The organism is Paenibacillus sp. F411, from assembly GCF_017582705.1.
Taxonomy (GTDB): Bacteria; Bacillota; Bacilli; order Paenibacillales; family Paenibacillaceae; genus Paenibacillus_AQ; species Paenibacillus_AQ algicola.
The window spans coordinates 69,183-82,532 of the sequence record NZ_JAGFIP010000003.1; the positions used below are offsets into that span (position 1 = coordinate 69,183).

Genomic DNA, 13,350 nt, shown 5'->3' on the forward strand with positions numbered 1-13,350 from the left:
AGAGCAGGCACGTGGTGCTACAGGTTGGCTTGAGCCATTTTGCGGTGCTTCTCAGCACGTTCCCGCTCACTCTTGTTCAGAATTTTCTTGCGGAGACGGACAGACTTTGGCGTAATTTCGCAATACTCGTCATCATTCAGGTATTCCAGCGCCTGCTCCAGCGAGAAGATCCGCGGCGTCTTCATCTTCACCGTGTCATCCTTCGTCGCCGAGCGTACATTCGTCAGCTGCTTCTCTTTACAGATGTTGACGACAATGTCGTTGTCACGAGTATGCTCACCAACGATCATGCCCTCATACACCTCGGTGCCCGGCTCCAGGAACAGAGTTCCGCGGTCTTCAACACCAATCATGCCGTAGAATGTCGTGTTGCCATTCTCTGTAGAGATCAGCACGCCCTGATGACGTCCGCCCACTTGGCCGCCATGCAGCGGTCCATAGCTGTCGAAAGCATGGTTCATCACGCCATAGCCACGGGTCAGAGTCAGGAAATGCGTCCGGTAGCCGATCAGGCCACGGGCCGGGATCAGGAATTCCAGGCGAACCTGGCCGCTGCCGCTGTTGATCATGTTCACCATTTCGGCTTTGCGAGTTCCCAGGCTTTCCATGACAGCACCCATGCTGTCCTCAGGTACATCAATAATCAGGCGTTCAATCGGCTCCATCTTCGCGCCGTCGATCTCTTTCACAATGACCTCTGGCTTGGATACCTGCAGCTCGTAGCCTTCACGGCGCATGTTCTCAATCAGAATGCCCAGATGAAGCTCACCGCGTCCGGATACGACATACGCGTCCGGGCTGTCGGTCTCCTCGACCCTCAAGCTGACATCGGTTTCCAGCTCTTTAAAGAGACGGTCACGCAGCTTACGGGAGGTTACCCACTTGCCTTCACGGCCTGCAAACGGGCTGTTGTTCACGAGGAACGTCATTTGCAAAGTCGGCTCGTCAATCTTCAAGACCGGCAGCGCTTCCGGGTGCTGTGGATCTGCAATCGTCTCTCCGATATTAATATCCTTAATTCCGGCGATGGCAACAATATCGCCCGCGCCGGCTTCTGCAACCTCCACCCGCTTCAGGCCCTGGAAGCCGAACAGCTTCTCGATTCTTGCCGTCTTGCTGGAGCCGTCACGCATAATGACCGTTACGGATTGTCCCTGCTTGATTACACCGCGGTTCACGCGTCCTACGGCAATCCGTCCCAGGTATTCGTTATAGTCCATCAGGGTTACCAGGAACTGCAGCGGCTCTTCTACGCTTTCCGTCGGGGACGGAATATGGTCTACAATCGTTTCGTACAGTGCAAGCATGTTATCATCCTGCTGCGCTGCATCCAGGCTGGAGGTTCCGTTCAGCGCCGAAGCGTAAACGACCGGGAACTCCAGCTGATCGTCATTCGCGCCAAGCTCGATGAACAGATCCAGAACCTCGTCAATAACCTCAGCCGGACGGGCAGCCGGACGGTCAATCTTGTTCACCACAACGATCGGTGTCAGATTGTGCGCCAGCGCCTTGCCGAGAACGAATTTCGTCTGCGGCATGCAGCCTTCGTAAGCGTCTACCACGAGCAGGACGCCGTCAACCATTTTCATAATACGCTCTACTTCGCCGCCGAAATCCGCGTGGCCTGGAGTGTCTACGATATTAATGAGAAAGTCTTTATACGTAATAGCCGTATTCTTGGCCAGGATGGTAATACCGCGTTCCCGCTCCAGGTCATTGGAATCCATAGCTCGTTCCTGCAGAGTTTCGTGCTGCTGGAAAATACCGGACTGCTGCAGCAGCTGATCTACCAGGGTAGTTTTGCCATGGTCAACGTGGGCGATGATGGCAATATTGCGAATTTGGTCTCTCGATTGCATAAATTTATCTCAAATCCTCTCTTTTCGTATGGGCCACAAAGAAAGCGCCGGACATTAGATCCATCCCGACGCGCCTCAACAATACATCTTATTCTATCGTTTAAGTCCTTCAAAAATCAAGTCTTTTCAGAAAACTTCCACCGTGATTACCAGCCCCGGCTCCACCGGCTGTTCTTTTTGCGGCTGCGACCGTAGATCATCCACACCCCAGCTATAATCAAACCGAGAGCCACCACATAAATGACACTCGTGCCCCACCATGTAAATACGAGCAGCAGCAGGGATAAAGCAATCAGCCCGGAAGATACGAGAAAGGCTCCTCGGGATCGTGGAGATTCAAAAAAATCGTATTCGTAAATGCCGACGCCTACTCCCAGAATCAGAATCGGCCACAGGGCGTTCAGCAGATGCCAGCCCCCGAGGCTGCAGATCAGAAACAGCACGCCATACACCGTTAAAATGCCGGCAGGGATTAACAGCTCTGCAGACCTTCTTCTTGTAAAGTACCACAGATGCAGCAATACTCCGGGAACAAGCAGCAGCAGCGGCCACAGGTTACGGCCCAGGAACGCAAAGAAGCCCAGCTTTCCGAGGAGAATAAACAAGCCTGCTGCGATAATGAACAAGCCCAGTGCCAAATCCTTTTTGGAGGACATTCCATCACCCTCTCTTGTCTGATGTATCTTCTCATTGTGAAGCTCTAGTCAAAGCCAATGATGCCATGCTCTTAATATTATCGGAAAACGACAAAAAAAACCATAACCGCGACGATGCGGTCATGGTCTTCCTTCCTGGTATACCGGGTTCTTGAGCTAGGCTTTTTTGTGCCGCAGGCCGTGCATTCCTCCCGCGGCAATGACAGCACAGGCAAGCAGTAAGGGCACCAGAGCATGAAACGCGGGCAGCCAGTACAGGATCAGCACGCCGGTTTTGGAATCATTCAGCAGCATCTCCCCGGCTGTATAAGCGAGGACTCCGGCACCCAAGTACAGCAGCAGTGGAAACCGGGCCAGCAGACTGGAGATGATGCCACTGCCCCACACGACAATGGGAATGCTGAGCACAATGCCAATGACCATCAGGGCCAGATCGCCCTTGGCCAGTCCGGCAATGGCAATAACATTGTCCAGGCTCATTACAAAGTCGGCCGCAAGTATCGTGTAGACGGCTCCCCACATGGAGGCCGGCTCGCGCAGGTCACTATGCTCCTGCTGCTGATCCTTGATCAGCTTGAACGCAATCCAGAGCAGCAGCAGCGCACCGGCAGCCTGCAAATACGGAATGTTAAGGAGCAGAACTGCCACAAAGGTGAGCAGGCATCGCAGAATGACAGCACCGGCTGTACCGATCCATATCGCCTGCCGCCGCTCCTGCTCCGGCAGATCCCGGCTGGCCATCGCAATGACCAGAGCATTATCTCCACTAAGCACCAGATTGATCATTAAGATTTGTCCGAGCAGCAGCATTGTATCCATGTTGCACCTCCCTCATAACTGATATGAGGGACTTGTCTCTTCTAGAACCACTCCTCCCGGATCACGGATTCCTTCCCTTGCGTATGCGTGGACGCCCATTGGTCCGGAGTGATGACCAGGGTTTCCGTCTGCTCTACGGCCTGCTCCAGCTTGTCAGACAGGCCCGGGAGCGTCGCTTCCACCTTCTGTACGATACGCAGGTTGGGATTGGTGGTCGGTGATTTCGGGATAAACAGCGTGCAGCAGTCCTCAAAGGGCTGAATGGACGTGTCATAGGTTCCGATTTCCTTGGACAGCGCTATAATCTCATGCTTGTCGGCCGTAATGAGCGGCCGCAGCAGCGGCAGCTCGGTCGCCCGGCCGATAACGTTCATACTGGGCAGTGTCTGACTGGCCACTTGACCCAGGCTCTCGCCTGTAACCAGGGCAAGTGCACCTTCCCGTTCCGCAAGCCTTGTGGCAATGCGCAGCATGGCCCGGCGCATAAACGTAATAATGAGATTATCCTGTCCAATGCCGGTGAACGAGGTCTGCACCTCGGTGAACGGCACGAGATGCAGCTTCAACGTGCCAGAGTACTGAGATAGAATGCCTGCCAGCTCAATGACCTTTTCCTTGGCCTGCTGGCTTGTGAATGGATAGCTGTAGAAATGGACGCATTCCACCTCCAGCCCTCTTCGCATGGCGGAGTAGGCGGCCACCGGACTGTCGATGCCCCCTGACAGCAGCAGCATCGCCTTGCCGTTTGTGCCCAGTGGAAAGCCCCCTGCGCCCTGAATGGACTCATGGAACAAATAGGTGCGATCCTCTCGGATTTCGACCCGCAGCTCCAGCTCCGGCTCCTTCACATTGACGCTGAGCTGCGGAAAGGCACGAAGCAGCGGCGAGCCGACAAGATGATTCATGTCCTGGGAGGAATGCGGGAAGGCCTTCCATACCCGCCTGGCGTTTACCTTGAAGGTTGTTGAAGGCGCAAGGCTAGTCTCGCTCATAAATTGGAGCGCGCTGGACACGATGGACTCCAGCTCGGATGGACAAACCTTAACCGGACTGATGGAGACAATGCCGAACACTTTTTTTAGATCAGCCAGCACCGGCTCAAAGGGGTGACCGTTCAACCGGACATATAAACGTCCGTATTCCTTCAGGATATTCACGTCCGGATATGGCTTCAGCAAGGCCCGTACATGCTGCAGGATGCTTTTCTCAAACCGGTTCCGGTTCTTACCCTTTAAGGTGAACTCTCCAAAGCGGAGGAGAAGCATATCATAGGTTGGTTTCACCGTCATTTACCCCTTTCTGCCCGTCATTGGGGCCAGCTGTGCTACAGCGCTCTTGAGTGCAGCTCCCAGCTCTCGAACCTCAGCCTCTGTATGCTCCCAGCCCAGACTAATCCGGATGCCGCTTGCCGCTTCATCCGCATTTCGTCCCATTTCTATCAGCGTCCGGCTCGGCTCGCTGCTCTTGGAGGAGCAGGCCGACTTGGTGGAAACTAAGAAGCCTCCCTCCTCCAAGGTATGGACCAGCACCTCCGGCTTGAGCCCCGGAAAGGAGAAATGAACAATATGCGGAGCCCCATGCTCACTGCTGTTCAGCATCAGCTCCGGCATGTCCGCAATATGGTGCACCAGGATGTCTCTGAGCCGTCTGGCCCGTTCGTAGAACTCCGCTTGCCGCTCTGCCGAGAGTCTCATCGCTTTCGCGACTGCCGCTGCGGCAGCCACATTCTCCGTGCCCCCGCGATACCCGCCTTCCTGTGATCCTCCTGCGATAAGCGGATAAAGCTGGACGCCCTGCTTGACATACATAATTCCGGCTCCTTTGGGACCCTTGAATTTATGAGCAGACAGCGTGTACAGATCTGCCTGCCAGTTCTGTAGAGAGACAGGCAGCTTGCCAAAGCCCTGCACGCCATCCACATGGAACAGTACGCGGCTGTTCTTCTCCTTGATCCGTCGTCCGATGTCTTCCAGCGGCTGCACCGCTCCGGTTTCATTGTTCACATGCATGATGCTGACGAGCACGGTATCCTTACGGACGTGCTCCGCCAGCGCTGCAGGATCGACAGTTCCGTCACCAGCGACAGGCATCCAGGTTACTTCCCATCCCAGCTCCTCCAATTGCCGAAACGCTTGATATACGGAGGGGTGCTCCGTTACAGCTGTGATCAGATGCCGGCCCCGGGACTGATAATGCATCGCAGCTCCCTTAATTGCCATATTGTTGCCTTCTGTGGCTCCGGAAGTGAAGACGATCTCGGACGGCAAGGCTGACAGGGCCGCGGCGCACACCTCTCTCGCTTTTTTCAGAAGCTTGGCTGCATCCTCTCCAGCCCGGTGCAGTGCAGATGGATTGCCATAATAAAGGCTCATGATGTCCGTCAAGGTCTGAATAACCTCCGGATAAGGCGGCGTAGTTGCCGCATGGTCGAAATAATGCACAGTGAATCCTCCTTTAACCTCACAAACGAAAAAAGATCAAACGAACGGCTGAGCGGCCTTTAAGCCTGCAACAACCTTCCCCGTTTGACCTGGTATGAATTTGTGGTATCTGTGTGATGGCTCACGAAACCTCATATTTGGTACGAGACTGCAAGACTTTATAAATATAGGACTGTGTTTCGGCAGGCAATAGCTCCAATCGGTTCAGCAGCTCCTTATCGGACGTAATTCCAAGCCTGGATACCCGTCCCGGGCCGGCATTATAAGCGGCCAGCGCCATGCCGGTTTCCCCGTTGAAACGGTCCAGCTGATACGCTAAATATTTGGTCCCACCGTCAATATTCTGTGCCGGATCAAAGGAATCCTGAACTCCCAGCCCGCGGGCAGTCGCATCCATTAGCTGCATCAGCCCCTTGGCGCCTGCAGAGGAAACGGCCTGAGGATTAAAGGATGATTCCGTATCAATCACGGCTTTGATCAGATCTGCCGGCACTCCATACCGCTGCGCAGCAGCCTGAATCAGCCCATCATAGGATGCGGATGTCCCGGTTGTATGCTCTTTAGCAGCTGTCACGCCGGAATTATATGGTAATGACGCCTGTTGAATTCCGCTAGCACTCTGCGCAATAGCAGACACCTCATTGTCAGTATTCAGCTGCTGCCACAATAGTCCATCCTTCCAGATGACTCCGGGAGCGAGCTGAACCGGCTGTTCCGGCATGGGCATACTGGAGGCATCCATGGATTGGCTCAGTATGGCAGCGAACTCCGCAGTCTGTCCACTCTGCCTCGGGAGCGTGGTGTTCTGCGTCTGTAAGCTAGATTTGTCTGCATTATGGGCGCTGAAGGAATACACGGCCGTCATATCACTTTGAAGCGGGATCACGTGCATAGCTTGTATCACATCTTTCTTCAAGGTCTGGTTCCATTTTACATCCTTTTGTCACCGGGAACCAGAGGTCAATGACAAAAAAACTAAAAAGTGTTGATTTCAGCACAACAGGCCGTTTTGCATGGACTGCAAAAGACGGCCTGTGGTTGACTTTTTTGCGATGAGTTACCGGGCAAACGGAATTAATACAAAGTAGCTTACCGTCGCGATCAGACCGAGGCCAATCCCCCAGGCGCCCAGTGTCCGGCTGCCTTGGGCAAAAGAATAATAGCCGGTTACCGCGGCAATGGGACCCAGAATAACGGACCACATAAACAGGGCGAAGATCCCGATGACGAGCCCCACATAGCCGACGGCTTTGCCGGTGTTCACATCCTTGGCTGCTGTGTAGCCACTTTGCTCACTGCGATCCTCTTGGGTAGTATTCATGCTGTACGGCGGCATAATTTCTGTGCCGTATTCTTCCTGATGCTCACGCCGCGGATAATCGGTGCGGCTGCGCTGCGATTCCACGACCTTAAACTGAGTTTCTTTGCGCCGACTGCGGCTGTCGTGCTTTTTCATGAATGAGACCTCCCTGAAGTCATGCTTGCTTCCATGGTCTGTTATCTCTGTACCTGAACGAGAGGGGCTCTTTGCTTACTCTTTTGGCCTGAAGGTTAAGCAGCAGGTGGACGACGAGGTGTCAGCAACAACCCGGTGGTTGTCCACAAACGCCTCACCGGCAAATTCATCATTTAGATGTACATCGGAATGCTTGTCAATTTCAATCATGATCATGTCGGCCTGACAGACATTTTGTTCTCCCCAATAATTGCAGTTACTCACACTGCATTTCACATATGGCTTGGCTCCATTGGCCATTTGTCATCACCTCATCAACATTTTCTCCTTTCCACGAAAGGCGTATACACCCTGCGGCATGTTAGATGGTGTTAAACCATACAAAAAAAGAGATGCCACTATCGGCATCCCCTGTTCACAGTATAAGGTTAAGCGTGTTTACGTTCAGATTGAAGACGGCGTTCTGTAAGGTAGTCGCTTTCGTAATAAGCCAGATCGTCACGCAGCTCTTCATAGGTTCGGGTAATGTTCAAAATGACATCTCTTACCGGACGAACCGGCTTCTTGCGGAAACGAATCGCGTCCTGACCTGTGTAAGCATAGCGTCCATCCTCGGAATAGCTCTCGTTCTTCGGGTAGAAGAAGACGTTTACACAGCGATGGTACACGTTATACAACGCCTTGTGTGCGAAATCCTCATCGAAGTTCGAACGGCGCTGCACAACACCCAGCTTCTCGTAAGAAACCTCAGAGAACGCAAGCAGATGGCGGAGATCGGAAAGAAATCCCTTGTAAAATTGAACAGTCTCTTCATCCTGGTCTGCGGCTAGCTGAGACAGGGTGTGTTCATTTAGAAATGGCTCGATCATGCTTATGGCGGATTTCAGTTTTTCCCTTGTCTCCGCACACAGATTCTGAAGATTGTCAGCTGGCATTACGGTTGCTCCCCCTTAATGTTACTGGCCGGTTGAGAGTAGAATTCTGCGGCCAATGTCATGTACTATCCTATCATAAATATGTCCATTTTTAAAATGCTTTCACGCCTAAATGTTGTCACTTGCTCAGCATGCTTATCCTTGTAGTAACCGCCTTCCGCCGCTCTGACGCATAAAATTGCCTCTCAATCGTTACGCTAAAGGAAAAATGATGCCTGCGAGGTGACCTAAAGACCATGAAATCAAGCCGGATCTGGAGCTATGTAATGGCCGCTTCACTGCTGGGCCTGTCCCTCTTTTTTCTGCTTAGTCCTGATCCCGAACCTTCACAATCACAGCCGCATATGGAAAAAGCAGCGCAGCATGAGGAGGCCTCTCCTGCACAGGAAAAGACGATAAAGCTGTCTGCCCTAGATGGAGATCTGGAGGTGACCGACCAGCTTAGCCGGATGGATACGAAGCAGCATCTCCAGTCGATGCTGAGCCATACACAGCTGCGAACTCCCCGGGCTGTGCGCGCCTTCCTGTCGGAGCATCAGCGCTCTCACCGCCGCTACGAAAGCCTGATCTGGGTTAACCTGAACAGCGGCCATTCCGAGGAGGTGCTGCGTGACGGCTCCAGCCTCAAGCAAAGCAGCACCTCTTATCTCAAGTATATGAAGGAGGCCCGGCAGCAGCTGAAGCTGAACAAAGCCTATCAGTCCCCTTTATTTACTTCGGGACAAGACAGCTTTTACATTACAGCAGAGCCTTCTACAGATGGGTCCTTCGGAGCCATTGCCACGGTCAATCATATTGTCATGTCCCAGGTCAAGGATCATCAGCGTAAGAACCTGCGCCTGATTCCTTATCCGAAGGAGGGGATGTACAAAGTGGAATCCGTTCATAGTGATACCCTCCGGGACTTGACCGTAAAGACCGGTCATGACAACGAGAAGGCAAGCCATTATTACGAGAATGAAATTGTAGTTTCCTTCCGGGAGGACCTGGATCAGGGAGACATGCAGCAAATGATGAAGGATATTTCGGGGAAATCTCCTCGAAAGCTAGGATACGCTTATGTATTTCAGTCTGCAAATATGACCTATCCTCAGCTGAAATCCTATTTTACAGAGAAGTGGACTCCGCTTTATGCCGAGCCCCATTATCTGTACCTGACCAACACGACGTCCAGTGCAGCGCCGAGCCAGAGAACCGAGAACAGCAATCTCCCGAATGACCTTCTCTTCTCCCAGTACCAGTGGAATCTCCCGGCCATCCAAACCCAGCAGGGCTGGGAGCTGTCCAAGGGAAGCGAGGATGTTGTCATTGCTGTGATCGACACGGGCGTTGACCTCCAGCATACCGATTTAAACGGGCGTCTCGTGGACGGCTATAACGTCGTTAACCCGGATCAATCTCCGAATGATGATGTCGGTCATGGCACACATGTAGCCGGCATCATCGGCGCCTTGATCAACAATGGCGAAGGCGTCGCCGGCATGAGCTGGTATAACAAGATCATGCCGATCAAAGCGCTGGACAGCAGCGGCTCGGGTACGACCTACGCAGTGGCTGAGGGGATAATCTGGGCCGTCGACCATGGTGCGAAAGTGATTAATATGAGCCTCGGCAACTATGCCGATTCTCAGTTTCTGCATGACGCCATCAAGTATGCTTATGACCGTGACTGCCTGCTCGTCGCGGCATCCGGCAATGACAATACAGAGCGCCCCGGCTTCCCTGCGGCATATCCCGAGGTGCTCGCGGTAGCAGCAACCAATCCGGATATGACGAGGGCTGAATATTCCAATTACGGCGACTACATTGACGTGACCGCGCCGGGTACGAACATTGCAAGCACCTATCCCGATAACCAGTATGCCGCCCTCTCCGGCACCTCCATGGCCAGTCCGCATGTGGCAGCCATAGCGGGCCTGATCCGATCGCTAAATCCGGAGCTGACGAACCGGGAGGTCATGGACCTGATGATTTCCCAGGCTCATGATCTGGGCGATCCCGGCAAAGACATATATTTTGGAAATGGTCAGGTTGATGTATTTCGATCCCTTCAGGCTGCGGACAGCAGTGAAGTGCCGCTGCAGCTATGGCCGCATCATGTCCTGAACCGGATGCAGGAAGAGATCAAGCGGCTGAACGGCTCTGTCAAGCGAACGGAATAACCCGTGCACACAGCAGCAGATGCCGTGATAAGATGATATGGCAGGTAGCCGCAATCTCCATCTGGAAGCAGCCTGGACCCCGCTCCTGTTATGGAGGGTTCCAGGCTGCTTTGTGTACATCTTTATCTCTTGCTGCGGGACTTGGATTTGAGTGACTTCCGGGAAGCTTTACCGGACACTGCTGCAGCGGCAACTGCCTCTCCTTCTGTATACGTATAAATATGCTGTTCTACAGGGACACAGTGAACTTTGTCAATAACCTGGATCGGGTGAATGACCGGTACAATCTGCGGGACATAATGGTCTCTGACGATGACAATCGGTTCACACACAATGGGAGATACCGGAGGACATACCGGCGGGCATGGTCTTGCCAGTGACATGCGGTTCAACTCCTTTCGATTGATGATACCAGCATATGCACGCAGGACAAAAGGGTATGGACACCTGTCCTTTACCAGCACGAAAAAGCGCTTGATCCTCCATGCAAGGATCAAGCGCTTCGTACATACATCAATCAGGCCGTTGCAGTTAGAAAAGTTTGCCGTAAGCCGGGTTCTGTGCTCTTCGTGGTCATAACGGGAACTACCCTGCCACCATAAGCGACAATCATCTATCTAGGCCGGTCATTACTGAACGGCTCCAGCGACCAACCTGAACGCGCCTCGGGCTAAGGCTGCCTTCTCGAAGAAGGCTGCGCTCCATTAGGTCTTGCTCCAGGTGGGGTTTACCAGGAATGAAGTCACCAGCATTCCTCGGGGTCTCTTACACCTCGGTTCCATCCTTGCCTGTGCCGCTGACGCGGCCATCGGCGGTCCATTTCTGTGGCACTATCCTTCAGCTCGCGCTGACTGGACGTTATCCAGCACCCTGCCCTGTGGAGCCCGGACTTTCCTCTCGCGGTTCTCACCGCCAGCGATTGTCTGTCAAACTTTTCGGACAACACTACATAGTATACAGCCTGGATGTGAGGGTTACAACCCTTAAAATCTCCCAATGTTTGCGGGAGTCAAACGCCATATCCAGATTACATGAAGCGGAACGGCTCGGTATTGATCCTGGACGCAGTTACCTTCGTGGCGGCGCCCTGCTGCTTCAGCTTCTCACTCAGCCAGAGGGCGACCTTCTCCTTCATAATCTTCTCTGCATTATGTCCGGGGTCAATGAGGCACAGACCGGCCGCGAGCGCGTCCAGGGCTGTATGGTAGTCCACATCGCCGGTGACGAGCACATCGGCGCCCTTGAACATCGCCGCATGCATAAACTTGCCGCCGGACCCGCCAATTACAGCCGCCTTCCGGATCACCCTGCCCGGTTTCCCCACAACTCTGACATGAGGAACGTCTAACTGCTGCTTCACCACCTCGGCAAAATCCTCCAGGGTCATTTCCTGCCGCAGCTTTCCGGTACGGCCAAGGCCTAATGTGCGGCCCTTCAGCTCCAGCGGGTACAGATCATAAGCAACCTCCTCGTATGGGTGGTGCTTTAGCAAGGCCTGAACCACTTTTTTATGGATTCCGTCAGGAACAATGGTCTCCACTCTGACCTCGTCGACCCGCTCCAGCTTTCCCGGAGCTCCGATGAACGGAGAGCTGTCGGCTAAAGGCATAAAGGTACCAAAGCCCTCTGTATTGAAGCTGCAGTGGCTGTACTCACCAAGATGACCGGCGCCGGCGTTCAGGACAGCATCCAGCACCTCCTGATGATGGCTCTTGGGGACAAAGGTTACCAGCTTGTACAGCGTTTCCGTATGCACCTCATGAATACTGACCGGATTTTGGATACCGAGCGCCTCGGCCATCCAGTCGTTCATCCCGCCTTCGGTAATGTCCAGATTCGTGTGGCTGATGTACACGGCAATATCATGCTTGATCAGCTTTTCGTAGATCCGCCCCATAGGGGTATCTGTCTGCAAGCCCTTCAACGGTCTGTAAATGATGGCATGATGCGCAATGATCAGATCTACACCCGCTGCCACAGCCTCATCCACCACTTCTTCTGTCACATCCAGAGCGATGAGAACATGAGAGATTTCCTTATTTAGACTTCCCAGCTGCAGCCCAATCCGGTCATCGGGCTCGGCTGCAGATTTCGGAGCCAGCTGCTCCATATGCTGAATTACGGTTTGTCCTTTCGCAAGCATGACAGCACCTCCTTGATCATGTGAATATGGTCCTTCAGCTCCTTAGCCTTGACCTCGGCTGTAGGTAACTGAGACTGCTCCACCATCGCCAGCACCCCTTCTGTCTTGCGCAGCTCCGAGCTCCATTTCTCAGCAAACACCGAGGTTGGTTGCTTGATCAAAATAGGCCCGAAGCGCAGCAGCCAATCGGCTGACAAGAGAATGCCGCAGTCCAGCGTATATTCCTGATACAGCATCCCGTTAGAGGACTCTGATCCTTCCTCAGGTACAGCCGTCAGCACTTCGTAGATTTTCCCATCTTCTTCAAGAATACACTCATCCACCAGTACCCAGCCATGTGCCAGAAGCCATTTTCGCAAAATATCCTCACCCACGTTCGGCTGCAGCACGAGACGGCTGACACCCGTCAGCTTATCCCGGCCGTTGTTCAGAATGGCCGCAATCAGGCTTCCGCCCATACCTGCAATCGTGATGACATCGGCTTCGCCAGGCTCAAGAACCTGAAGCCCGTCTCCTTTTCGAACAGATATGGAGCCGGCAAGGCCTTCCTGACGCACCTGTCTTTGAGCCGCCTCATAGGGACCCTGATTAACCTCGCCCGCAATAGCGGAGAGGCACACACCTGCCTGAACGGCTGCCGATGGCAGCAGCGCATGATCCGAACCGATATCGGCCATTCTGGAGCCTGGCGGAATCCGGTTCAGTATAGCTTGTAAACGATTTGAAAGTTTCATCGTGGACTCCCTTTGCAATATGGTTTGCAATCATCCATGAAAAGAGCTAAAATTAATTCAAGTAAATCAAGGAATTAATTCCAAAAGAAGCAAGAAAAAACTTCTCAGACAACTCACCCCAGGATGAAAAAAAGACCTGCTGCAA

Annotated in this window: 13 protein-coding genes and 1 other RNA gene; 1 reads left to right on the plus strand and 13 read right to left on the minus strand. The window is 53.3% G+C overall.

Translation table 11 applies throughout. The features are described from left to right. Positions 1-17: 17 nt before the first annotated feature. The 9 genes from typA to JJQ72_RS04505 all read right to left on the minus strand — a co-directional run bounded on the left by typA (position 18) and on the right by JJQ72_RS04505 (position 8,166). Positions 18-1,859, minus strand: coding sequence for a translational GTPase TypA (typA, locus tag JJQ72_RS04465; protein ID WP_138225269.1), 1,842 nt, complete (start codon positions 1,857-1,859; stop codon positions 18-20). Between the two features lie 146 nt (positions 1,860-2,005). Further along, on the minus strand, positions 2,006-2,515 hold the full coding sequence (locus tag JJQ72_RS04470; RefSeq protein ID WP_138225268.1) for a LiaF transmembrane domain-containing protein: 510 nt from the start codon (positions 2,513-2,515) through the stop codon (positions 2,006-2,008). 156 nt (positions 2,516-2,671) lie between these two features. Next, entirely contained in the window at positions 2,672-3,334 is a 663-nt protein-coding gene (locus tag JJQ72_RS04475) for a TerC family protein (RefSeq protein WP_208202913.1), read from the minus strand. A 41-nt stretch (positions 3,335-3,375) separates the two neighbouring features. Continuing rightward, positions 3,376-4,599: a tRNA uracil 4-sulfurtransferase ThiI gene (thiI, locus tag JJQ72_RS04480; protein WP_481856823.1), complete on the minus strand. Its 1,224-nt coding sequence runs from the start codon at positions 4,597-4,599 to the stop codon at positions 3,376-3,378. Positions 4,600-4,623: 24 nt separating this feature from the next. Next, positions 4,624-5,775, minus strand: coding sequence for a cysteine desulfurase family protein (locus JJQ72_RS04485; RefSeq protein ID WP_208202914.1), 1,152 nt, complete (start codon positions 5,773-5,775; stop codon positions 4,624-4,626). Between the two features lie 121 nt (positions 5,776-5,896). Then, on the minus strand, positions 5,897-6,640 hold the full coding sequence (locus JJQ72_RS04490; RefSeq protein ID WP_481856824.1) for a lytic transglycosylase domain-containing protein: 744 nt from the start codon (positions 6,638-6,640) through the stop codon (positions 5,897-5,899). Positions 6,641-6,832: 192 nt separating this feature from the next. Beyond that, positions 6,833-7,231: a hypothetical protein gene (locus tag JJQ72_RS04495; RefSeq protein WP_138225263.1), complete on the minus strand. Its 399-nt coding sequence runs from the start codon at positions 7,229-7,231 to the stop codon at positions 6,833-6,835. Between the two features lie 75 nt (positions 7,232-7,306). Next, positions 7,307-7,531, minus strand: coding sequence for a DUF1540 domain-containing protein (locus JJQ72_RS04500; protein WP_138225262.1), 225 nt, complete (start codon positions 7,529-7,531; stop codon positions 7,307-7,309). 128 nt (positions 7,532-7,659) lie between these two features. Continuing rightward, positions 7,660-8,166, minus strand: coding sequence for a YpuI family protein (locus tag JJQ72_RS04505; RefSeq protein WP_138225261.1), 507 nt, complete (start codon positions 8,164-8,166; stop codon positions 7,660-7,662). Between the two features lie 236 nt (positions 8,167-8,402). Here JJQ72_RS04505 and JJQ72_RS04510 point away from each other — a divergent pair, with 236 nt between their 5' ends. After that, positions 8,403-10,328 (plus strand): S8 family peptidase, encoded by a 1,926-nt coding sequence (locus JJQ72_RS04510; RefSeq protein WP_208202915.1) that lies wholly within the window; start codon positions 8,403-8,405, stop codon positions 10,326-10,328. Positions 10,329-10,450: 122 nt separating this feature from the next. Here JJQ72_RS04510 and JJQ72_RS04515 read toward each other — a convergent pair whose 3' ends face one another. The 4 genes from JJQ72_RS04515 to JJQ72_RS04530 form a co-directional block, all read right to left on the minus strand. Further along, entirely contained in the window at positions 10,451-10,711 is a 261-nt protein-coding gene (locus JJQ72_RS04515; RefSeq protein WP_208202916.1) for a hypothetical protein, read from the minus strand. A 149-nt stretch (positions 10,712-10,860) separates the two neighbouring features. Then, positions 10,861-11,263: RNase P RNA component class A (gene rnpB, locus JJQ72_RS04520), an RNA gene on the minus strand. Between the two features lie 92 nt (positions 11,264-11,355). Then, positions 11,356-12,471, minus strand: coding sequence for a Nif3-like dinuclear metal center hexameric protein (locus tag JJQ72_RS04525; RefSeq protein WP_208202917.1), 1,116 nt, complete (start codon positions 12,469-12,471; stop codon positions 11,356-11,358). Beyond that, entirely contained in the window at positions 12,447-13,205 is a 759-nt protein-coding gene (locus JJQ72_RS04530) for a tRNA (adenine(22)-N(1))-methyltransferase (RefSeq protein ID WP_208202918.1), read from the minus strand. The genes JJQ72_RS04525 and JJQ72_RS04530 overlap by 25 nt, the downstream gene beginning before the upstream one ends. Positions 13,206-13,350 lie beyond the last annotated feature (145 nt).

Excerpts from the sequence above, each read along its gene's own strand:
- typA (WP_138225269.1), bottom strand. The coding sequence starts at position 1,859 with ATGCAATCGAGAGACCAAATTCGCAATATTGCCATCATCGCCCACGTT.
- JJQ72_RS04470 (WP_138225268.1), bottom strand. The coding sequence starts at position 2,515 with ATGTCCTCCAAAAAGGATTTGGCACTGGGCTTGTTCATTATCGCAGCA.
- JJQ72_RS04475 (WP_208202913.1), bottom strand. The coding sequence starts at position 3,334 with ATGGATACAATGCTGCTGCTCGGACAAATCTTAATGATCAATCTGGTG.
- thiI (WP_481856823.1), bottom strand. The coding sequence starts at position 4,599 with ATGCTTCTCCTCCGCTTTGGAGAGTTCACCTTAAAGGGTAAGAACCGG.
- JJQ72_RS04490 (WP_481856824.1), bottom strand. The coding sequence starts at position 6,640 with ATGACGGCCGTGTATTCCTTCAGCGCCCATAATGCAGACAAATCTAGC.
- JJQ72_RS04495 (WP_138225263.1), bottom strand. The coding sequence starts at position 7,231 with ATGAAAAAGCACGACAGCCGCAGTCGGCGCAAAGAAACTCAGTTTAAG.
- JJQ72_RS04500 (WP_138225262.1), bottom strand. The coding sequence starts at position 7,531 with ATGGCCAATGGAGCCAAGCCATATGTGAAATGCAGTGTGAGTAACTGC.
- JJQ72_RS04505 (WP_138225261.1), bottom strand. The coding sequence starts at position 8,166 with ATGCCAGCTGACAATCTTCAGAATCTGTGTGCGGAGACAAGGGAAAAA.
- JJQ72_RS04510 (WP_208202915.1), top strand. The coding sequence starts at position 8,403 with ATGAAATCAAGCCGGATCTGGAGCTATGTAATGGCCGCTTCACTGCTG.
- JJQ72_RS04515 (WP_208202916.1), bottom strand. The coding sequence starts at position 10,711 with ATGTCACTGGCAAGACCATGCCCGCCGGTATGTCCTCCGGTATCTCCC.
- JJQ72_RS04525 (WP_208202917.1), bottom strand. The coding sequence starts at position 12,471 with ATGCTTGCGAAAGGACAAACCGTAATTCAGCATATGGAGCAGCTGGCT.
- JJQ72_RS04530 (WP_208202918.1), bottom strand. The coding sequence starts at position 13,205 with ATGAAACTTTCAAATCGTTTACAAGCTATACTGAACCGGATTCCGCCA.